Raw genomic sequence first — 20,578 nt, 5'->3', positions numbered from 1 at the left:
GTGCCGCCGGCACGGCTTCGGTGGTTCGGTTTCCCGCCGGGTCGGGCCGCTACAGCCGTTCCCGCTCGGTCCGGCCGCCACGGCTTCGTGGTTCAGTTCCCGCTGGGCTCGGCCGGCTCGGCCTGGTCCTCCGGCACCGTCTGCGTGGGCGCCTCGATGTCCGTGCCGTCGATGGCACGGCTGAAGTCGTTGTGCACCCGGTCGTGCTCGGTGAAGCGCTCGTCGGCCCAACGGTAGGTGACCACCTCGGAGCCGGACGGATAGGCCAGCGGATCCTTCGACCCGTAGACCTGGGTCGTCACCACGAGGTCGCCCCGGTCGATGGTTCCGTAGACGGCCGGGACCTCGGCCATGAAGACGTTCTCGTACGAACCGTCCTCGCGGGCCCGGTAGACGTACGTCCCCATGCTCACCGAATCGGCGCAGCTCATCACGTTGACCACGACATCGGCGGACGGGCCGCCGGTCATCGAGCCGTAGGAGGTGTCGACCGGATAGGCCTTGCCCGCGCAGGGCTGGAGCCCCTCCCGGACCCGCTCGCTCACCGCGGGGTCCCCCTTGAGGAGGGCCACGGCGTTGACGCGCTTGGTGACCGGGGTCGTGCCGGAGGGGGTGGGCCGGGGGGAGACCTGGGCGACCGGCTGACTGCCGGCGGGGCCCTCGTCGCGGGTACCGGTCCCGCCGGTGGTGCAGCCGATGCCGAACAGCCCGAAGGCGGCGAGTCCGGCCAGGGCCGTACCACTCGCCGCCATACCTGCCCGGAATCCGCGGTTCCGGCGGGGTCTCCCGGAGGAGCCCCCGTCGTCGGTACCCGTCCCGCTGACGCTCCCGCTGCCGTTCTCGCTGCTGTCGCTGCTGGCTGTCAGGCCGCGCACCGCTCCCGCCCCCGCTCGTCGTGACGCCCGTCGTGCCGCACCGGTGTGTGTCCCCGTGCGGCCGTGACGGAGGTGACCTTCGACCGCTGGGCCGGGACCCGGCCGGTGACGGCGGGCGCCGCACTCCGGTCGTTCCCGGTCTCCCGGCGCCGCTCGGTCTCCCGGCGCCGCTCGGTCTCCCGGCGCCGCTCGGCCTGCCGGTGGTCACCGGTCTCCCGGCGGCTCCCGGTCTCCCGGGCGACCGCCTCGCGGCTCGTCAGCTCACGGCTCTCCAGCTCCTGCCGCAGACGCGCCAGCGCCCGGTGCAGCGTGCTCTTGACCGTACCGGCCGACATGCCGAGCGCCGCGGCCGTCTCCTCCGTACTCATCTGCTCCCAGTGTCGCAGCACGACGACGCTGCGCTGCTTCGGAGCCAGGATCCCGAGGATGTCCATGAGCAGGGCACGGTCCGCGCGCTGCTCGCTGCCGTCGTCGACGCTCGCGTCGGGCAGCTGCTCGGTGGGCACCTCGTCGAGCTTGCGCGCCCGCCACCACTCCGTACGGGTGTTGATCATGACGCGGCGCAGATAGGCGTCGGCGAGGGACTTGTCGGCGATGCCGTCCCACCGGCCGTACGTCCGCACCAGGGCGGTCTGCAGCAGGTCCTGCGCGTCCACGGGGTCAGGGACCAGACGTCGTGCGCTGCGCAGCAGCGCCTCCTGCCGTGTGCGTACGTAGTCCTCGAATGCGAGCACCTCGCCCTGCGCCATGACAACCGCCTCCGTCCCCGTGAATCCCCGTGTACTGCTGTCGGAGACGCTACGGAGGCGTTGTCACGAGGCTGTGCGGAGCAGCCGTACGCCGACGCACGGCTGCCCATCGGTTGTGTAACAGCGCCGGTTCAGGGGCGCGTCACGCCGGCGGCTCAGGTCAGCGGCAGCCGGTACCGGCCGTCGGCCAGCGGTTCGACGAGACCGTCGGCGACCAGCCCGTCCAGCGCCCGGGCCCGCTGCACCGGCTCCTCCCACACCGTGTCCAGAGCGGCCTGGGGCACCGGGTTCAGCGCGTCGCGCAGCACCGCGAGGAGCCGCCCGCGCACCTGACGGTCGGTCCCCGCGTACGTCTGGCCCTTGCGCGGCGGTCCCTCGTACGCGGGCTTCCCGGCCAGCCGCCACGCGCACCGGGAGGCGATCGGGCAGCGGTCGCAGTCCTCGTTGCGCGCGGTGCACACGAGTGCGCCCAGTTCCATCGTGGCCGCCGCCCAGCGCGCCGCCCGCTCGTCCTCCTCGGGCAGCAGCGCCCGCGCGAGCTTGCGCTCGGCGGCCGTGGTGGCGTTCGGCGGGTACTGGATCCCGGTCGCGGCGCGGGCGAACACCCGGCGGACGTTCGTATCGAGCACCGCGTGCCGCTGCCCGTACGCGAACGAGGCCACGGCCGCCGCCGTGTACTCCCCGATCCCGGGCAGCGCCAGCAGCTGGGCGTGCTCGCTCGGTACGTCGCCCCCGTGCCGTTCCGCTATCGCCTGCGCCGCCCCGTGCAGCCGCAGCGCACGGCGCGGGTAGCCGAGCCGGCCCCAGGCGCGGACCGCTTCACCGGGCGCCTCGGCGGCCAGGTCGGCGGGGCGGGGCCAGCGGGCGAGCCACTGTTCGTACACCGGGAGGACCCGGCTCACCGGGGTCTGCTGCAGCATGAACTCGCTGACCATCACCCCCCAGGCGCCCGCTTCGGGGCGGCGCCAGGGGAGATCGCGGGCGTGCTGCTCGAACCACCCGATGACGGGGGTGTGGAGGGAGGCGGCGGGGGGCGTCTGGGGTGAAGTCGAAGTCATGGCAGTCATCGCACCGACGATCCTGGCACGGAAGGCGGGGGCGGTGTCACGGGTGCGGGGGTGTCGGCCCGCGCGGCGGCCTCCGGGGGTGGGAACGCCACCCGTTCTGTCCCCTGTGACCGGGTCCGGCGACCGGCCGCCCGTGGTGATCATCGGGAAAACTTGATGATGATCGGCAAAACTTGTGGCCGGAGCGGCGGGTGGGGCCTGAGACGGCTCCGATCTCTCGTACAGTTTGGCCCGTGGGATCTATGCGCAATCCGGTCGGTCCGCTTCCCTCCAGCATCTACTGGCGCCGAAGGGCGGTAGCGGGACTTCTGGTTGCGCTGCTCGCGGTGCTGGCCGCCTGGGCGTTCACCTCGGTCGGCTCCAAGGGGAGCCAGGACGACGGCAAGCCCGGCGGCTCCGACCCGGTGAAGTCGATCACCCCGGGACCGGGCAGCTCCGGCCCGGCGATCAGCCAACAGCCGGGCGGCCGCGACGAGTCGGGCGACTCGGGCGAGGACGGCGGCTCCGGCGGTTCCGACGGCGGCAACGGCGACACGGGCGCGGGTTCCGGCGGAGCTCCGTCCGACGGTGCGTCAACCGGCGGCGCGGACACGGCCGGTTCGGGTACGGGCGGTTCGGGCACGGACGGCGGCTCCACCGCGGGCCGACAGGTCCCGGCGGGCTCCCCGCTCCCCGAATGCAAGCCCGGGGCCCTGGAGTTGACCCTGCGCACGAAGGTCAGTTACGGCCCCGACGACCGGCCCGCGTTCGACATCATCGCCCGCAACACCTCGTCGGTGACCTGCAAGGCCGACCTCGGACCGAAGAACGTGGTGCTCACGGTCACCGAGGCGAGCGCGGAGAACGACGACGTGATCTGGTCCTCGAGGGACTGCCCCGCGAATCCGGGCCCGCTCTTCCTCCAGGTCCCGGCGGGCGCGACGGTCGTGCACAAGGTGGACTGGAACCGCACCCGCTCGACCCCCGACTGCGCCACCCCGCCCCCCGGCAAGGCTGCCCCCGGCACCTACCTCCTGGAAGCCAAGGCCCCGGACACCCCGGTCCGCCGAGCCTCGTTCGTCCTGAAGAAGGACTAGGGCGTGTCCGGCGGATCTTGACCGGGTCCGCGACGCCTGGCACGGCACCTCGCGGCGTTGCCGCAACGCCCGAATCGCTCCGCGATGAGGACGTTCCAGCGCCTTGCGATGCACCGCACCAGACGCCGCGGCCTATCCGGCCCTGATCCGCCGGACACGCCCTAGCCGCCTTCAGCCCGTCCGGCGTTTGAGGACGGAACCTCCAGCCCCGGCGGACGGCACGCAAAAAGGAGGCCGCCCACAAGGACGACCTCCCAAGGCCCAGGGTTCCGTCCTCAAACGCCGGACGGGCTTGGTGGGCACGGCCCAACACTCAGACGTACCGCTCCAGGATGGAAGACTCCGCCAGCCGCGAGAGCCCCTCCCGCACGCTCCGGGCCCGCGCCTCCCCGACCCCGTCCACGGTCTGGAGGTCGTCCACACTCGCCGCCAGCAGCTTCTGCAGGCCCCCGAAGTGCTCCACCAGCCGCTCGATGATCGCCCCCGGCAGCCTCGGCACCTTCGCCAGCAGCCGGAACCCCCGCGGGGAGACCGCCGAGTCCAGCGTCTCGGGCGAGCCGCTGTACCCCAGCGCCCGCGCCACCACCGGCAGCTCCAGCAGCTCCGTGTGGCTCAGCGCGTCCAGCTCGGTCAGCGCCTCGGCCACCGTGCGTGACCGTTTCGCCGTCGGCTCGGGCACGTAGTCCCGGACCACCAGCTCCCGCTCCGGCTCCACACCCGCGATCAGCTCGTCCAGCTGGAGCGAGAGGAGCCGTCCGTCGGTGCCGAGCTCGACCACGTACTCCGCGATCTCGGTCGCGATCCGCCGCACCATCTCCAGCCGCTGCGCCACCGCCGTCACATCCCGGACGGTGACCAGGTCCTCGATCTCCAGCGCGGAGAGCGTCCCGGCCACCTCGTCCAGGCGCAGTTTGTACCGCTCCAGGGTGGCGAGCGCCTGATTGGCCCGGGACAGGATCGCGGAGGACTCCTCCAGGACCCGCCGCTCCCCGTCCACGTACAGCGCGATCAGCCGCATCGACTGGGAGACCGAGACGACGGGGAAACCGCACGCCTTGGAGACCCGGTCCGCCGTACGGTGACGGGTCCCCGTCTCCTCCGTGTGGATCGAGGCGTCCGGGACCAGCTGCACACCGGCCCGCAGGATCTTGGTCATGTCCTTGTCGAGAATCAGTGCCCCGTCGAGCTTGCACAGCTCGCGCAGGCGGGTCGCGGTGAACTCCACGTCCAGCACGAACCCGCCGGTACACATCGATTCGACGGTCTTGTCCATGCCCAGGACGATCAGCCCGCCGGTATTGCCCCGGAGAATGCGCTCCAGGCCGTCCCGCAGGGCCATTCCGGGCGCGACCGCACTCAACGAGGCGCGCATCAGCGCTTCGTTGCCGGTGCCTTGGCCGGACTTTCCGGGCGCTGCCGCCCGGTCGTTGGCTGCCACTGCACTCCTCCGGTCAACAGGTTTGCGGTGCCCTTGCGTCCCCCATGCCGTGTCCACGGGCGGGCGAGACCAGGGCAAAGTCTACCGGCGCGCGTCGTCCTCCTGACGAGGCTGTGGTGCCTCCTGCCGAGACCGGCGCGGGAGGACCCGCAGAGCATCCCCCATGTCGGCGACTTCTGTGACCTTCATACCCGAAGGAACCCTCCCCGGGTCGGTCGGTACCAAGGCGTGGGTGAAGCCGAGACGGTGTGCCTCGGCCAGTCTCCGCTGCACTCCGGTGACCCTGCGGACCTCGCCCGCGAGCCCCACCTCACCGATCGCGACCAGGTTCTTCGGGAGCGGGGTGTCACTGGCGGCACTGGCCAGCGCGAGCGCGATCGCCAGGTCGGCGGCCGGCTCGGTGAGCTTCACACCGCCGACCGTGGCGCTGTAGATGTCCCGCTTGCCCAGCGCGCTGATCCGGCCGCGCTGCTCCAGCACGGCGAGCATCATCGAGACCCGGGAGGTCTCCAGACCCGAGGTGGTGCGCCGGGGCGAGGGGATCTGGGAGTCGACGGTGAGCGCCTGCACCTCGGCGACCAGGGGCCGCTTGCCCTCCAGCGTCACCGTCAGGCAGGTGCCCGGCACCGCCACGTCGCGCCGGGTCAGGAAGAGGCCCGAGGGGTCGGCGAGCCCGGTGATGCCCTCGTCGTGCAGCTCGAAGCAGCCGACCTCGTCGGTCGCCCCGTAACGGTTCTTGACGCCGCGGACCAGGCGGAGCCGGGCGTGGCGGTCGCCCTCGAAGGAGAGCACCACGTCGACCAGGTGCTCCAGCAGCCGCGGCCCGGCGATCGCGCCGTCCTTCGTCACGTGGCCGACCAGCAGCGTGGCCATCCCGCGCTCCTTGGAGGCCCGGATCAGCGCCCCGGCGACCTCCCGGACCTGGGCCATCCCGCCGGGCGCGCCGTCGATCTCGGGCGAGGCGACGGTCTGCACCGAGTCCAGGACGAGCAGCGAGGGCTTCACCGCGTCCAGGTGGCCGAGCACCGCCGACAGGTCGGTCTCCGCCGCGAGGTAGAGGTGGTCGTTGATCGCCTTGATCCGGTCGGCCCGCATCCGGACCTGGCTCGCGGACTCCTCGGCGGTCACATAGAGCGTGCGGTGGTCCTCGCTCGCCGCCTTGGCCGCCACGTCCAGCAGCAGCGTCGACTTGCCGACGCCCGGCTCGCCCGCCAGCAGCACGACGGCCCCCGGCACCAGCCCGCCGCCGAGCACCCGGTCCAGCTCACCGACGCCGGTCGAGCGCGCGGTGGCCTGACGGCTGTCGACCTGGCCGATCGGCACGGCCGCGGTGGAGACCCGGCCGGCCGCGGTGGTGCGCACGGCGGGGGCGCCGCCGAACTCCTCGACCGTCCCCCACGCCTGGCACTCGGGGCAACGGCCGAGCCATTTGGCGGTGGTCCAGCCGCATTCGGTACAGCGGTAGGACGGCCGGTCCTTCGCGGATTTCGTACGGGCAGCCATGGCGTCACCGTATAGGTGGGCTCTGACAACGCCGTCATGACGGGGGCGCGTTCCCGGAACCGAGCGCCCCGCCGCACAGAGGGCGCACGGAAGCACTACCGGCGGAATCCGTGATCCCCATCCCCTTTCGAGGGATACGTTCACCCGTAAGGATTAAATGTGCTCAAGGGGCACTAAGGGCACGTACTCCTCTGCCTACGGTCGCCGGGTGACGAGCAGCAGGCTGCAGACCCCCATGGACACCACCGGCGCACACCGGGCGCACCGACGGGCACCTCACGCCTCGGCCCAGCGACCGGCCGCACGTTACGAGCCGCACCTCGACGGACTCTTCACCTACTGCCTCTCCGTGCTCTGCGACCACGACGCGGCGGCCGAGGCGCTCGGCGCGGTCCTGGCGATCGCGGACCGGCACGACGCCCGGTGCCCCGAGGCCGAGGAGGAACGTCAATCCTGGCTCTACGCCCTGGCCCGGTGGACGTGCCTGCGCATCCTCACCGAGCGCAGGCGCGGCCGCCAGGCCCACCGCAGGCCCCCCGCGCCGGCCAGGGGTACGGGCCCCGCAGCGCGCCCCCCGGCCGGCCCGGGGGACGCGCCTCCCACGCCGGAGGACGCCACCACCCCCGCCCCCGCCGAGTCCCCGGCCGCCGAGGCGCGCAGACGGGAGCTCTCCACGCTCGCCTGGCCCGAGGCCGCGGGCACCACCCCGGAGCAGCGCGAAGCGCTCGAACTGGCCGTACGCCACCGGCTCACCCCCCGCGCCGTCGCCTCCGTGCTCGGCCTGGAGCCGGTCACCGCCCGGGAGCTCCTGGCCGCCGCGGCCTGCGAGGTCGAGCGGACCCGCGCCGCGCTCGCCGTCGTGGAGACCGCCGACTGTCCCACCGTCGCCCGTCTCACCGGTGACCACCAGGTGCTGCTCTCCGCCGCGCTCCGCCGCGAGCTGGTCCGGCACGTCGACGACTGCCCCCGGTGCCGCCGCGCCGCCGAACGGGTCGACGCCGCCGGCCCCTGGCCCGGGGCCGCCGTCGCCCCGGCCGCCCCCCTGCCGCTCGTCGAGGCCCCCCGCCCCTCCGTTTACGTCGCCCAGGCCCAGGCCCAGCGCTCCCGCTCGGGCGGCCCGCGCTTCGGCCGCACGGGCTACCCGCTGGACCCCAAGGACCACGCCGCCCGCCGGGACCGGCTGCGCGCCCGGGTCGTGACGACGACGGTGGTCGCCACCGTGGTCGCCGCCCCGGTGATCGCCCTGTGGGCCGCGTACCGGGGCGCCCCGCTCACCGGCGAGGGCCACGACGGCTCCAAGGTCACCGCCACGGAGATCGAGGGTGCGGGAGAGCACAGCGACGACCCGGGAACCTCCTACGAGAAGGCGGGCAACGCCCGCCCGGGCGACCGGCGCGGTGTGCACTCCCCGGACGTCACGGCCGAGGTCGTCAGCACCGGCGGCGACCGGGAGGGCGCGGGCCGGCTGGCCGTCACCGCCCGGACCGCCGGCGCGCTCACGACGATCACGCTGACCGCGTCGGCCCGGGGCCCGGTCGACTGGACGGCCGCCACGGACGCGCGGTGGCTGCGCCTCAGCCGTACGGCGGGGACCCTCGCAGCCGGGCAGTCGACCACGGTCACGGTCGCGGTGAACCACGCGGCGGCCCCGCGCGGCCCGTGGCGCGCCCGGATCGCACTGAACCCCTCGGGCTCCGCAGTGATCATCGACGGCGGCACCACCACCGCCCCGCCCACCGGCGGCAACCCCGGCCCGACACGCCCCGCGCCCGGCTCACCCGGCCCCACGAACCCGCGCCCGACCGACCCCGGGCCCACCGATCCGGGCCCGACGGAGCCACACCCGACCGACCCGGGCCCCACGGACCCCGGACCGACGGACCCGGGCCCGACGGATCCCGGCCCCACGGACCCCGGTCCGACGGACCCGGGCCCCACCGATCCGGGCCCGACCGACCCCGGTCCGACCGACCCGGCGCCCACGGACCCGCCCCCGACCGACCCCGGCCCGAGCGACCCGGCCCCCACGGAGTGACGACGACGGCCCCACGGAGTGACGACGGGCCCTGCTCTCAGACCTTCGGAGCTCTCAGACCTGCGGGGCTCCCAGACCTGCGGAGCTCCCAGACCTGCGGGGCTCTCAGGCCTTCGGGTCCGCCGGATGCGGGGCCATCGGCAGCAGCGACGCCAGCCGCTGCTCGCACAGCTCGACCAGCCGGTCGTACGCCTCCTTGCCCATCAGCTCGATCAGCTCCGGCCGATAGGTCACGTACACCGGGTCCCCGGCCCCGTGCGCCGAGGTGGCCGAGGTGCACCACCAGTGCAGGTCATGGCCGCCCGGACCCCAGCCCCGGCGGTCGTACTCGCCGATCGTGACCTGGAGCACCCGCGTGTCGTCGGGCCGGTCGATCCAGTCGTACGTACGCCGCACCGGCAGCTGCCAGCAGACGTCCGGCTTGGTCTCCAGCGGCTCCTTGCCCTCCCGCAGCGCCAGGATGTGCAGCGAGCAGCCCGCCCCGGCAGCGAATCCCGGCCGGTTCTGGAAGATGCAGGACCCCTCCCAGCGGCGCGTCTGGCGTTCGCCGTCCTCGTCGACGCCGACCCAGCCCGTCTCCGTACCGACGTCGTGGAACTGCCACAGGTCGGGGGTGAGCCGGGCCACGTTCTCGGCGACCCGCTTCTCGTCGTCCTCGTCGGAGAAGTGCGCGCCCAGCGTGCAGCAGCCGTCGTCGGCGCGGCCCGCCTGGATGCCCTGGCAGCCGCTGCCGAAGATGCAGGTCCACCGGGAGGTCAGCCAGGTGAGATCGCAGCGGAAGACCTGCTCGTCGTCGCCGGGGTCCGGGAACTCCACCCAGGCCCGCGCGAAGTCGATGCCCTTCTCGTCCGACGGGTCGGGTCCGTTCGCCTCCGGCGGTGACGCCTGCTTGTTCGACTTCGGCTTCTTCGTGGCTTTGTCCTGCTTAGCCTTTTTCGTCTTTGGCACGCGGACAGCGTAAGTCCGATGGCGCAGTAGCGTTCCCGTATGAGACTCGGAGTCCTCGACGTGGGATCGAACACGGTTCATCTACTGGTGGTCGACGCCCACCCCGGCGCCCGCCCGCTGCCCGCGCACTCGCACAAGGCGGAGCTCCGGCTGGCCGAACTCCTCGACGAGGGCGGCGCGATCGGCCCGCTCGGCGTCGACCGGCTCGTGACGACGATCGCCGGTGCGGTCCAGGCGGCCGAGGACAAGGGGTGCGAGGACGTGCTCGCCTTCGCCACCTCCGCGGTGCGCGAGGCGACCAACGCGGACCTGGTCCTGGAGCGCGTACGGGTCGAGACCGGCGTCGACCTCGCCGTCCTCAGCGGTGAGGAGGAGGCCCGGCTCACCTTCCTGGCCGCCCGCCGCTGGTTCGGCTGGTCGGCGGGGAAGCTGCTGGTCCTGGACATCGGGGGCGGCTCGCTGGAGATCGCCTTCGGGATCGACGAGGAGCCGGACACCGCCGTCTCCCTGCCGCTCGGCGCGGGCCGCCTCACCGGCGCCTGGCTGCCGGACGACCCGGCCGGCCCCGAGCAGGTCAGGGCGTTGCGCCGGCATGTCCGGGCCAGCATCGCGCGGACGGTGGGCGAGTTCAGCCGCGCGGGACGCCCGGACCATGTCGTCGCCACCTCCAAGACGTTCAAGCAGCTCGCCAGGATCGCCGGAGCCGCCCGCTCCACCGAGGGGCTCTACGTCCAGCGCTGCCTCAGCCGCAGCGCGCTGGAGGAGTGGGTCCCGAAGCTGGCGGCGATGACGGTCGAGGAGCGCGGCCGGCTGCCCGGCGTCTCCGAGGGCCGGGCCGCCCAGCTGCTCGCCGGTGCGCTGGTCGCCGAAGGGGCGATGGACCTGTTCGGTGTGGAGGAGCTGGAGATCTGCCCCTGGGCGCTGCGCGAGGGCGTCATCCTGCGCCGCCTGGACCACCTCCCGGCCGAGCGGGCCGCGCTGCGGGGGTGACGGCGGGGCCGTACGTACGCCACGTACGCCCATGGCCCTGATCACTTTCCGCCAGGGCCCCTCGGCGCGGCGCACAGGTGCCCGTACGCTGTCCAGGTGGCAGAACCAGTGGTGCGCATCCCCGATGCGAAGGTCGCCCTGTCAACGGCCTCGGTCTACCCCGAGTCCACCGCGACGGCCTTCGAGATCGCCGCGCGTCTGGGGTACGACGGCGTCGAGGTCATGGTCTGGACCGACCCCGTCAGCCAGGACATCGAGGCCCTGCGCCGGCTCTCCGACTACCACCAGGTTCCGATCCTGGCGGTCCACGCGCCCTGCCTCCTGATCACCCAGCGGGTCTGGTCCACCGACCCGTGGGTCAAGCTCCAGCGGGCGAAGTCCGCCGCCGAGAAGCTCGGCGCCTCGACCGTCGTGGTGCACCCGCCGTTCCGGTGGCAGCGCAACTACGCCAAGGACTTCGTGACCGGGATCTGGCGGATGGCGGACGAGACGGACGTCCGGTTCGCCGTCGAGAACATGTACCCGTGGCGCTACCGGGACCGCGAGATGCTCGCGTACGCCCCCGACTGGGACGTCACCAACGACGACTACCGGCACTTCACGGTCGACCTCTCGCACACCGCGACCGCCCGCACCGACAGCCTGGCCATGGTGGACCGGATGGGCGACCGGCTCGCCCATGTCCACCTCGCCGACGGCAAGGGTTCGGCCAAGGACGAGCACCTGGTGCCCGGCCGGGGCGACCAGCCGTGCGCGGAGCTGCTGGAGCGCCTGGCCCGTACGTCGTTCGACGGCCACGTCGTCATCGAGGTCAACACCCGCCGCGCGATGTCCTCCGCCGAACGCGAGGCCGACCTCGCCGAGGCCCTGGCCTTCACCCGCCTCCACCTCGCCTCGGCCGCCACCACCACCGATCCGGCCCCCGGGACCAGCCGCCCGTGACCGAGGACGCACCCGCACCCCGGCGCCGGGGCCGCCCCTCCCGGCAGGACGCGTCCGACGGACCCGACGCCCGTACGCGCATCCTCCGGGCGGCCCGTACCGAGTTCGCCGAGCGCGGCTACGACAAGACCTCGATCCGCCAGGTCGCCAAGGCCGCCGGGGTCGACGCGGCCCTCGTCCACCACTACTTCGGTACCAAGGACGAGGTCTTCGCCGCCGCCGTCGAGCTCTCCTTCGAACCGGCCCTGGTCATCCCCGCGGTCCTCGACGGCCCCCCGGAGGGCCTGGGGGAGCGGCTGGCGCGCTTCTTCCTCTCCGTGTGGGAGAACCCGGCCACCCGCGCCCCGCTCCTGGCCGTCCTGCGCTCGGCGCTCACCCACGAGGCGGCGGCGAAGGTGCTGCGCGGCTTCGTCCTGCGGCGGCTGCTGGACCGGATCGCGGCGGACCTCGACGTCCCCGACGCCACGTTCCGCGCGGAGCTCGCCGCCTCGCACATGATCGGCATCGCGATGCTGCGGTACGTGATCCGCGCCGAGCCGCTCGCCTCGGCCGACCCGGAGGACATCATCGCGATGGTCGCCCCGACGCTGCAGAGATACTTGACGGAGAGCTGAGCCGTACGCCCGCGGGCCATGCCCACCCAGCGACCACCGCGTCCCGCATTCCGGACAGCCTGTCCAGATCTTGGATCCGGGGCGTACGCTCGAAGACGGTCTTTCTTTACGTCGGAGGCAGTCCCCCTGCCGAAGGAGCGAGCGACGATGCCCCAGCTGAGGTCCCGCACGGTCACCCACGGACGCAACATGGCGGGCGCGCGCGCCCTTATGCGCGCGTCGGGCGTAGCGAGCGCGGACATCGGCAAGCCGATCATCGCGGTCGCCAACTCGTTCACCGAGTTCGTCCCCGGCCACACCCACCTCGCCCCGGTCGGCCGGATCGTCTCCGAGGCGATCCTGGCGGCGGGCGCGGTCCCGCGCGAGTTCAACACCATCGCCGTGGACGACGGCATCGCGATGGGCCACGGCGGCATGCTCTACAGCCTGCCCTCGCGCGACCTGATCGCCGACTCCGTCGAGTACATGGTCGAGGCGCACTGCGCGGACGCGCTGATCTGCATCTCCAACTGCGACAAGATCACCCCGGGCATGCTGATGGCCGCCATGCGCCTCAACATCCCGACCGTCTTCGTCTCCGGCGGCCCGATGGAGGCCGGCAAGGCCACCCTCGTCGACGGCACCGTGCGAAAACTCGACCTGGTCAACGCGATCAGCGACGCGGTCGACGAGTCCATCTCCGACGAGGACATCCTCCGTATCGAGGAGAACGCCTGCCCCACCTGCGGCAGCTGTTCCGGCATGTTCACCGCCAACTCGATGAACTGCCTGACCGAGGTCCTCGGCCTCTCCCTCCCCGGCAACGGCTCGGTCCTCGCCACCCACACCGCCCGCAGGGCGCTGTACGAGAACGCCGGCCGCACGGTCGTCGACATCACCAAGCGCTACTACGAGCAGGACGACGAGACGGTCCTGCCGCGCGCCATCGGCAGCCGCGCCGCGTTCGACAACGCCATGGCGCTGGACATCGCGATGGGCGGCTCGACCAACACGATCCTGCACCTGCTGGCCGCCGCCGAGGAAGCGGAGCTGGCGTACAACCTGGACGACATCAACGAGGTCTCGCGCCGCGTCCCGTGCCTGTCCAAGGTCGCCCCGAACGTCGCCCCCGGCGGCACGTACTACATGGAGGACGTCCACCGGGCCGGCGGCATCCCCGCCCTCCTCGGCGAACTCCACCGCGGCGGCCTGCTCAACGAGGACGTCCACTCGGTCCACTCCGACACCCTCGCCGAGTGGCTGAAGAACTGGGACGTCCGCGGCGGCTCCCCGTCGCCCGAGGCCGTCGAGCTGTGGCACGCCGCCCCCGGCTGCGTCCGCTCCGCGACCGCGTTCTCGCAGTCCGAGCGGTGGGACACCCTCGACCTGGACGCGGCGGGCGGCTGCATCCGCGATGTCGAGCACGCCTACTCCAGGGACGGCGGCCTCGCCGTCCTCAAGGGCAACCTCGCCGTGGACGGCTGCGTCGTGAAGACGGCCGGCGTCGACGAGTCGATCTGGACCTTCGAGGGCCCGGCCGTCGTCTGCGAGTCGCAGGAGGAGGCCGTCGACAAGATCCTCCGCAAGGAGATCAAGGCGGGCGACGTCGTCGTCATCCGCTACGAGGGCCCGCGCGGCGGCCCCGGCATGCAGGAGATGCTCTACCCCACGTCCTTCCTCAAGGGCCGGGGCCTCGGCAAGGTCTGCGCCCTGATCACCGACGGGCGTTTCTCCGGCGGTACGTCGGGCCTCTCCATCGGCCACGCCTCCCCCGAGGCGGCCTCCGGCGGCACGATCGCGCTCGTCGAGGACGGCGACCGGATCCGGATCGACATCCCGAACCGGTCCATCGAGCTGCTGGTCGACGACGCGGAACTGGCCACCCGCCGCGAGGCACTGAACGGCGTGTACGCGCCCAAGGCCCGCGAACGCAAGGTCTCGGCAGCGCTGCGCGCATACGCGGCGATGGCAACGAGCGCGGACCGGGGCGCGGTCAGGGACGTCTCAAAGCTGGGCTGAGGACCAGGGGGAGCCCGAACCGGCTCCCCCTTCCGGTGCCTGCATTTCAGCCCCTCCGGCGTTTGAGGAGCGGGGTCCGGGGCGGAGCCCCGGGGGCAACCGGGTGGAGCCTCCGCCCCTCAGCGCACCCGCACCCCCGGGCCGCCCCCCACCCTCGGCGCCAAGGGCGCCCCCTCACCAGCCCCCCGGCTCCAACCCGTCCACAGCGAACACCGACCCGTCCGGAGCCGTCCCCACGACCGCCCGCCCCGCCGCCACCGGCGCGGGCAGGTCGGACGCGTACGTCAGCTTCCCCCCGCTCAGCCGCGCCCGGGTCTGCCCCACCAGCGCCCCCCGCCCGGTGTCGACGGCCAGCAGCCGCCCGTCCGCCGCGGAGAAGTACAGGTGCCCGCCCTCCCCGAGCACGGGCGCGGACCCCCTCCCCGCCCCGGTCTCCAGCCGCCACAGCTCGGCCTTCCCACCGCCCGCCCCGGTGTCCACGGCCAGCAGCGAGCCACTCCGCGCCAGCAGATACGCGGCGTCCCCGCCCATGACCACCTGCGGCTCGTCCAGCCGGAAGGGCAGCGCGATCCGGACGGCCTCCCGCTTCCCGGGCGCGTACCGCACCAGCCCGACGGTCTGCATGTCCCCGTTCATCGCCGTCAGGACGAGTTCCCCGGCCCCGGCGGTGGAGACCGGCGTGAGCACCCCGTCCAGCCGCCGCTGCCACGCGGCCCGCCCGCTCGCCGCGTCCACGGCGGTGACCAGGGTGGAGGTGCCGTTCGCGGAGTGCTCGAAGGCGTACGCGAGGCCGGACGCCTCGTCGTACAGCCCGAAGTCGGGACGGGTGTGCCCGGTCAGCGGGCGCTTCCACCGCTCCACCCCGCTCGCGCCGTCGAGGGCCGTGACCGTACCGCTGTCCGCGACGACCAGCAGGGTGGCGCCGGCCGGGAACGCGGAGCCGGGGCTCGCGGAGACACCGGTCTCCCGGACCGGGACGCCCTTCACCGGGTCGTACGCGCGCAGCTTCCCGTCCGGGCCCGCGGAGAGGACCACCCCGCCCGAGACGATGGGCGCCGAAGCGTTCCGGAGCGAGGTGTTCCGGTCCGACCAGAGCACGCGCCCGTTCGCGGGGTCGATCCGGGCGGTCCCGGTCCCGGCCACCGCGCAGTACAGCGCCGCGCCCGCCCCGGCGGAGGAGCAGACGGGGGTGGCGCGGCCGGTGGTCCGCAGCACGGTGCTCCACGGCGAGAAGGCGGCGCCCTCCGCCCCCTTCCCCTCCGATGCCCGCTCCGGGGCCTCAGCCGGGCCTCCACCGCCGCCCCAGAGCGCGAACCCCCCGGCGCCCGCCCCCGCCACCAGAAGCAGCAGCGCGGCCGCGAGGACCAGCCGCCCGCGCGGCAGCCGCCACCGCCGGGCAGGGACCGCCCCGCGCACATGCGTGGCGTCCTCGGACCCCGCCCGCTCCTCCACCGTCTCCATGAACGCCGTCGGCCGCCGCTGGGCCGGTATGAACGCGGCAGCCTCGTACGACGGCGGCCGCAGTGCCGCCATCACCTCGTCCGGCGTCGGCCGCTGAGCCGGGTCCTTCGCCAGGCACCGGCCGACCAGCTCGGCGAGATCCTCCGGCACCCCGCTGAGGTCCGCCTCGTCGTGCACCACCTGGTACGCCACGATGTACGGGCTGTCCGAGTCGAACGGCCCCCGCCCCGTCGCCGCGTGGACGAGCACCGCCCCCAGCGCGAACACATCGGCGGCCGGCCCCACCTCGCGCGGCCGCTGGAACTGCTCGGGCGCCATGTAGGGCGGCGAGCCGATCAGCTTGCCGGTCTCGGTGCGCAGATCACTGTCGTACGGGCGGGAGATCCCGAAGTCGATGACCTTCGGGCCCGCGTCGGAGAGCAGCACGTTGCTCGGCTTGAGGTCGCGGTGGATGACGCCCGCCCGGTGGATGTCCCGCAGCGCCTCGGCCAGCCCGGCGGTCAGCCTGCGCAGCTCGGCGGGGGCCAGCGGCCCGTTCCGCTTCACCTGCTCGGCGAGGGTCGGACCGGGCACGTACAGGGTGGCCATCCAGGGCCGCTCGGCGTCCGGGTCGGCGTCCACGACGGGCGCGGTGAACGCCCCGCTCACCCGCCGCGCGGCAGCCACCTCCTGCCGGAACCGGGCCCTGAACTCGGGGTCCGCCGCGTACGGCCGGTGCACCACCTTCACCGCGAGCTGGAGCCCGGAGGCGGAGCGGGCCAGATGGACGACGCCCATGCCGCCCGAGCCGAGACATGCCTCAAGGCGGTAGGTACCCGCATATTCCGGAAACTCCGCTTCCGGATGCGCTCCGGCCCCTGGCAGCGGCGGCATCGCCCACCCCCGTGTGTTGATGCGCAAGCGCGACGCACGGAGCCTAGTCGATGGTGCGTGCGAGCGGCGCGGGGCTTGTTAGCCTGCGCGTCGTACGGCTTCGTACACATCGTTTCTCAACGGGGGAGGCCCTCATGGGCGTTGACGAGCAGACCGTGGACCAGGCGGCGAAGGCCGCGCCGGCACCGGAGGAAGCTACCGCCACCACCGCGGCGGAACCGGCCTCGGCGACCCGGTACCCGATCGCCCCCGGCTACCGGGTGAACGTCCGCACCGGCCCCGGCACCAGCTACCGGATCGTGCGGACGCTCCCGCTCGGGTCGAGGGTCCCGGTCTACTGCCAGAAGCCGGGGGAGCGGGTCACCGGCCCGTACGGCACGTCGAACCTCTGGTGCAACATCGCCAACGGCCAGTTCATCTCGGACACCTATGTCCTCACCGGCAGCGACGGCTATATCGCTCCGCGCTGCGACTGACCGGACCGCCGAGCCGCTCGCTCACGGGACGACCCCCGTCCGGGATAATCGACCCCGTGAGCGAGAACAGCGAGAGCAGCGAGAACAACGAACAGCCCGGCACCCCCACACCCCCCGGCACCCCCGCCGGCCCGCAGCCCGAGCCGATCCGTTTCTTCGGGACGACCTGGGTCGACCACGACGGCGGCTACGGGCTCCGGCGCGCCGGTGTCGCCGTCGGCTCGCTCGCCACCGCGGTGGCCGCCTGCTTCGTCCTGCGCTTCGCCTACCAGGGCCTGGAGATCGCGGAGGTCGGCAGCCTCGTCGGGATGCTGGTGATCGTGATGTTCGCGATCTGCAGCGCCATCGCCTTCCGCAAGACCTGGGACGGTTTCGGCGCCCGCCCGAAGGACCCGGCGCGCGAGGACACCCTGCGCGGCCTGAAGTCGATCGGGTTCATCGGCTCGCTGCTCGCCTACTTCTTCCGCTCGCTCATCGAGGCCCCCGGCGAGAAGCTCCGCCGCACGGAGTACGAGAGCGCCCGCACCCAGTTCGAGAAGCGCCGCTCGGCCCGCACCGGCAACCCGGCGGCCCGCAAGGCATCGGGCCGCAAGCGCCCCAAGCGCACCTGACCGCCCGGCTCCCCTTCCCGGCCCCGCCACTCCCCACCCTCTTGACGGCCGGACCTCACCAGGCCTGTAATTCATCACATGGTGAATTATGAACCCGAAGGGACCCGGCCACCCCCGGCCGTCGCCGCCCGCGGCCTCACCGTCCAACGAGGCGACCGCACGGTCCTGCGCGGCCTCGACTTCACCCTCGAACCCGGCACGATCACCGGCCTCCTCGGCCCCTCGGGCTGCGGGAAGACCACGCTGATGCGCGCGGTTGCCGGCACCCAGGCCGAGGTGACGGGCACCCTCGACGTCCTCGGCCTCCCCGCCGGATCCCCGGCCCTGCGCCCCCGCATCGGCTACGTCACCCAGGCACCCTCCGTCTACACGGACCTCACCGTCCGCCAGAACCTGGACTACTTCGCCGCCGTCCTGCACCCCGGCCGCGCCCACCGGGACACCCGCCTCACCGCCGTGGCACGCGCCATAGAGGAGGTGGACCTCTCCACCCACGCCGACGTACTCGCCGCCGCACTCTCCGGCGGCCAGCGCAGCCGCGTCTCCCTGGCCGTCGCCCTGCTCTCCACACCCGACCTGCTGGTCCTGGACGAACCGACGGTCGGCCTGGACCCCGTCCTCCGCCGCGACCTCTGGGACCTCTTCCACCGCCTGGCCGCCGACCGGGGCGCCACCCTCCTCATCTCGTCCCACGTCATGGACGAGGCCGAACGCTGCCACCGCCTGCTCCTGATGCGCGAGGGCCGCATCCTCGCCGAGGACACCCCCGGAGCACTCCGCACCCGCACGGGCACCGGAACGGTCGAGGAGGCCTTCCTCCACCTGGTCGCCGAGGCGGCTTCACGAGGCACCCACCCCGAGGAGCCCACGCCATGACCACACGAACAGCGCCCCCCGCCCCCACCGGCCGAGCCCTGAACCCTTCCCGTACGGCAGCCACGGCGGCCAGGGTCCTGCGCCAGCTCCACCACGACCCGCGCACGATCGCACTCCTCCTGATCGTCCCGGTCGCGATGATCACGCTGCTCCGTTACGTCTTCGACGGCGCCCCCGGGACGTTCGACGCGATCGGAGCCTCGCTCCTCGGCGTCTTCCCGCTGATCACGATGTTCCTGGTGACCTCGATCGCCACCCTGCGCGAACGCACCTCGGGCACCCTCGAACGCCTCCTCGCCCTCCCGCTCGGCAAGGGCGACCTGATCGCGGGGTACGCCCTCGCGTTCGGCGCGATCGCCGTCGTCCAGTCCGCCCTGGCCACCGCCGTCTCCGTATGGCTGCTCGGCCTCGACGTCACCGGCTCGCCGTGGCTGCTGCTCCTGGTCGCCCTGCTCGACGCCCTGCTCGGCACGGCGCTCGGCCTGTTCGTCTCCGCGTTCGCCGCGTCCGAGTTCCAGGCCGTCCAGTTCATGCCGGCGGTGATCTTCCCCCAGCTCCTGCTCTGCGGCCTGTTCATCCCGCGCGACCGGATGCATCCCGTCCTGGAGGCGATCTCGAACGTCCTGCCCATGTCGTACGCCGTCGACGGCATGAACGAGGTCCTCCACCACTCCGACCTCACCGGGGCCTTCCTCCGGGACATCGCGGTCGTGGCGGGAAGCGCGCTCCTGGTCCTCTGCCTGGGCGCGATCACCCTGCGCCGCCGCACGCCCTGAGACGCCACCGCAGGCCCGGGGATCCCGGTGCGAGGATGACGGACAAGACGACGGCTACGCATCCGACGCATTCCGACCCCAGCACCGCCCGGAGGGTGAACGCATGACCCAGACAGTCGCAGTCCTCGGCACCGGCAAGATCGGCGAGGCCCTCCTCAGCGGCATGATCCGGGCCGGCTGGCGACCGGCCGACCTCCTGGTGACCACCCGCCGCAGCGAGCGGGCCCAGGAACTGCACACGCGGTACGGAGTCGAGTCGGTCAGCAACGCCGAAGCGGCAAAGGCGGCGGACATCCTCATCCTGGCCGTCAAGCCGCAGGACATGGGCAAGCTCCTCGACGAGCTGGCCCCGCACGTCGCCGCCGACCGCCTGGTGATCAGCGCGGCCGCCGGCATCACCACCACCTTCATCGAGGAGCGGCTGACGGAGGGCACCCCGGTCGTCCGGGTCATGCCCAACACCCCGGTCCTGGTGGACGAGGGCATGTCCGTCATCTCGGCCGGCAGCCACGCCACCGGTGCGCACCTCACCACCACCGAGGAGATCTTCGGCGGAGTCGGCAAGACCCTGCGCGTCCCGGAGTCCCAGCAGGACGCGGCCACCGCCCTCTCCGGCTCCGGCCCCGCCTACTTCTACTTCCTGGTCGAGGCCATGACCGACGCCGGCATCCTGCTCGGCCTGCCCCGCGCCCAGGCCCACGACCTCATCGTCCAGGCCGCCATCGGCGCCGCCGTGATGCTCCGGGACAGCGGCGAACACCCGGTCAAGCTCCGTGAGGCCGTCACCAGCCCCGCCGGCACCACGATCAGCGCCATCCGCGAACTGGAGAACCACGGCGTACGGGCCGCCCTCATCGCCGCCCTCGAAGCCGCCCGCGACCGCAGCCGCGAACTGGCCTCCGGCAACGGCTGACCCGCCCCCGCGCCGCACAGCCGACCCCCGGCCGCCGCACCACAGGCCGGGGGTTGACACCCTCCGACCGGAACCGTAATGTGCTCCGAGTTGTCCGACGTGAGCGCCGACCCCGGTCGGTCCCCGGACAGCCATTCCGCAGTAACCACGACCAGCGAGCGACCTCGTGTCGCCTGCTTTTTCGTGCGCATTCGCGAAATGAGGAATCCGCGTTCGAAGGGACGCACCCCGATTAGCGTCGGGGGGCGGGATTCCGCTAAAGTCTCACTCGTCGGAACGGCCCAACGGCCGGGAAGACAGCCCCGCTGACTGGGAGTCAGGCCCGAAAGGATCTGATAGAGTCGGACTCGCCGGAAA

General features: G+C 73.0%; 18 protein-coding genes. 11 read left to right on the top strand and 7 right to left on the bottom strand.

What is annotated here, in order from left to right; all coding sequences use genetic code 11:
- Positions 1-92 precede the first annotated feature (92 nt).
- From IE264_RS05125 to IE264_RS05115, 3 genes are all read right to left on the bottom strand, one after another.
- Positions 93-752: a hypothetical protein gene (locus IE264_RS05125; protein ID WP_032760856.1), complete on the bottom strand. Its 660-nt coding sequence runs from the start codon at positions 750-752 to the stop codon at positions 93-95.
- A gap of 110 nt (positions 753-862) precedes the next feature.
- Positions 863-1,624, bottom strand: a complete 762-nt coding sequence (locus IE264_RS05120; protein WP_032760851.1) for a SigE family RNA polymerase sigma factor — start codon at positions 1,622-1,624, stop codon at positions 863-865.
- Between the two features lie 155 nt (positions 1,625-1,779).
- Positions 1,780-2,691, bottom strand: a complete 912-nt coding sequence (locus IE264_RS05115; protein WP_032760849.1) for an iron-sulfur binding domain-containing protein — start codon at positions 2,689-2,691, stop codon at positions 1,780-1,782.
- A gap of 326 nt (positions 2,692-3,017) precedes the next feature.
- Between IE264_RS05115 and IE264_RS05110 the strand changes: the two genes are divergently transcribed.
- Complete coding sequence (locus IE264_RS05110; RefSeq protein WP_032760848.1) at positions 3,018-3,767, top strand: hypothetical protein; 750 nt, start codon at positions 3,018-3,020, stop codon at positions 3,765-3,767.
- 313 nt (positions 3,768-4,080) lie between these two features.
- Here IE264_RS05110 and disA read toward each other — a convergent pair whose 3' ends face one another.
- The gene (disA, locus tag IE264_RS05105) at positions 4,081-5,205 is read right to left on the bottom strand and encodes a DNA integrity scanning diadenylate cyclase DisA (RefSeq protein WP_015609320.1); all 1,125 of its coding nucleotides are present in this window, start codon (positions 5,203-5,205) and stop codon (positions 4,081-4,083) included.
- 81 nt (positions 5,206-5,286) lie between these two features.
- The gene (radA, locus tag IE264_RS05100; protein WP_015609319.1) at positions 5,287-6,708 is read right to left on the bottom strand and encodes a DNA repair protein RadA; all 1,422 of its coding nucleotides are present in this window, start codon (positions 6,706-6,708) and stop codon (positions 5,287-5,289) included.
- 208 nt (positions 6,709-6,916) lie between these two features.
- On the opposite strand from radA, the gene IE264_RS05095 reads away from it, so the two are divergent.
- Positions 6,917-8,743, top strand: coding sequence for an RNA polymerase sigma factor (locus IE264_RS05095; protein WP_078657677.1), 1,827 nt, complete (start codon positions 6,917-6,919; stop codon positions 8,741-8,743).
- A gap of 105 nt (positions 8,744-8,848) precedes the next feature.
- Here the strand turns inward: IE264_RS05095 and IE264_RS05090 are convergent, their stop codons facing one another.
- A complete protein-coding gene (locus tag IE264_RS05090; RefSeq protein WP_032760845.1) occupies positions 8,849-9,691 on the bottom strand; it encodes a DUF3109 family protein in 843 nt (280 codons plus the stop codon).
- Between the two features lie 39 nt (positions 9,692-9,730).
- Between IE264_RS05090 and IE264_RS05085 the strand changes: the two genes are divergently transcribed.
- The 4 genes from IE264_RS05085 (at position 9,731) to ilvD (ending at position 14,235) form a co-directional block, all read left to right on the top strand.
- Positions 9,731-10,681 (top strand): Ppx/GppA family phosphatase, encoded by a 951-nt coding sequence (locus tag IE264_RS05085; protein ID WP_015609316.1) that lies wholly within the window; start codon positions 9,731-9,733, stop codon positions 10,679-10,681.
- Between the two features lie 108 nt (positions 10,682-10,789).
- Positions 10,790-11,623 (top strand): sugar phosphate isomerase/epimerase family protein, encoded by an 834-nt coding sequence (locus IE264_RS05080; protein WP_180288875.1) that lies wholly within the window; start codon positions 10,790-10,792, stop codon positions 11,621-11,623.
- The gene (locus IE264_RS05075; protein WP_015609314.1) at positions 11,620-12,237 is read left to right on the top strand and encodes a TetR/AcrR family transcriptional regulator; all 618 of its coding nucleotides are present in this window, start codon (positions 11,620-11,622) and stop codon (positions 12,235-12,237) included. Before IE264_RS05080 ends, IE264_RS05075 begins: the two co-directional genes overlap by 4 nt.
- Before the next feature lie 147 nt (positions 12,238-12,384).
- Positions 12,385-14,235: a dihydroxy-acid dehydratase gene (gene ilvD / locus IE264_RS05070; RefSeq protein WP_032760844.1), complete on the top strand. Its 1,851-nt coding sequence runs from the start codon at positions 12,385-12,387 to the stop codon at positions 14,233-14,235.
- A gap of 174 nt (positions 14,236-14,409) precedes the next feature.
- Here ilvD and IE264_RS05065 read toward each other — a convergent pair whose 3' ends face one another.
- Positions 14,410-16,569 (bottom strand): serine/threonine-protein kinase, encoded by a 2,160-nt coding sequence (locus IE264_RS05065; protein WP_032760841.1) that lies wholly within the window; start codon positions 16,567-16,569, stop codon positions 14,410-14,412.
- A gap of 134 nt (positions 16,570-16,703) precedes the next feature.
- Between IE264_RS05065 and IE264_RS05060 the strand changes: the two genes are divergently transcribed.
- From IE264_RS05060 to proC, 5 genes are all read left to right on the top strand, one after another.
- On the top strand, positions 16,704-17,045 hold the full coding sequence (locus IE264_RS05060; RefSeq protein WP_032760839.1) for an SH3 domain-containing protein: 342 nt from the start codon (positions 16,704-16,706) through the stop codon (positions 17,043-17,045).
- Positions 17,046-17,101: 56 nt separating this feature from the next.
- Positions 17,102-17,656, top strand: coding sequence for a hypothetical protein (locus IE264_RS05055; RefSeq protein WP_032760836.1), 555 nt, complete (start codon positions 17,102-17,104; stop codon positions 17,654-17,656).
- A gap of 78 nt (positions 17,657-17,734) precedes the next feature.
- Complete coding sequence (locus tag IE264_RS05050; RefSeq protein WP_032760834.1) at positions 17,735-18,532, top strand: ABC transporter ATP-binding protein; 798 nt, start codon at positions 17,735-17,737, stop codon at positions 18,530-18,532.
- Positions 18,529-19,308, top strand: a complete 780-nt coding sequence (locus tag IE264_RS05045) for an ABC transporter permease (protein ID WP_015609308.1) — start codon at positions 18,529-18,531, stop codon at positions 19,306-19,308. Before IE264_RS05050 ends, IE264_RS05045 begins: the two co-directional genes overlap by 4 nt.
- Positions 19,309-19,411: 103 nt before the next feature.
- Entirely contained in the window at positions 19,412-20,221 is an 810-nt protein-coding gene (gene proC, locus IE264_RS05040; RefSeq protein ID WP_015609307.1) for a pyrroline-5-carboxylate reductase, read from the top strand.
- Positions 20,222-20,578 lie beyond the last annotated feature (357 nt).

Origin of the sequence: Streptomyces microflavus (genome assembly GCF_014650075.1) — a bacterium.
Taxonomy (GTDB): Bacteria; Actinomycetota; Actinomycetes; order Streptomycetales; family Streptomycetaceae; genus Streptomyces; species Streptomyces microflavus.
The sequence above is the reverse complement of the archived record's forward strand: the minus strand, read 5'-3'. Positions and strand labels throughout refer to the sequence as shown.

What these genes read in the sequence shown, in the direction of transcription:
- IE264_RS05060 (WP_032760839.1), top strand. Translation starts at nt 16,704, where the DNA reads ATGGGCGTTGACGAGCAGACCGTGGACCAGGCGGCGAAGGCCGCGCCG.
- proC (WP_015609307.1), top strand. Translation starts at nt 19,412, where the DNA reads ATGACCCAGACAGTCGCAGTCCTCGGCACCGGCAAGATCGGCGAGGCC.
- IE264_RS05125 (WP_032760856.1), bottom strand. Translation starts at nt 752, where the DNA reads ATGGCGGCGAGTGGTACGGCCCTGGCCGGACTCGCCGCCTTCGGGCTG.
- IE264_RS05115 (WP_032760849.1), bottom strand. Translation starts at nt 2,691, where the DNA reads ATGACTGCCATGACTTCGACTTCACCCCAGACGCCCCCCGCCGCCTCC.
- ilvD (WP_032760844.1), top strand. Translation starts at nt 12,385, where the DNA reads ATGCCCCAGCTGAGGTCCCGCACGGTCACCCACGGACGCAACATGGCG.
- IE264_RS05050 (WP_032760834.1), top strand. Translation starts at nt 17,735, where the DNA reads ATGGTGAATTATGAACCCGAAGGGACCCGGCCACCCCCGGCCGTCGCC.
- IE264_RS05085 (WP_015609316.1), top strand. Translation starts at nt 9,731, where the DNA reads ATGAGACTCGGAGTCCTCGACGTGGGATCGAACACGGTTCATCTACTG.
- IE264_RS05065 (WP_032760841.1), bottom strand. Translation starts at nt 16,569, where the DNA reads ATGCCGCCGCTGCCAGGGGCCGGAGCGCATCCGGAAGCGGAGTTTCCG.
- IE264_RS05120 (WP_032760851.1), bottom strand. Translation starts at nt 1,624, where the DNA reads ATGGCGCAGGGCGAGGTGCTCGCATTCGAGGACTACGTACGCACACGG.
- radA (WP_015609319.1), bottom strand. Translation starts at nt 6,708, where the DNA reads ATGGCTGCCCGTACGAAATCCGCGAAGGACCGGCCGTCCTACCGCTGT.
- IE264_RS05045 (WP_015609308.1), top strand. Translation starts at nt 18,529, where the DNA reads ATGACCACACGAACAGCGCCCCCCGCCCCCACCGGCCGAGCCCTGAAC.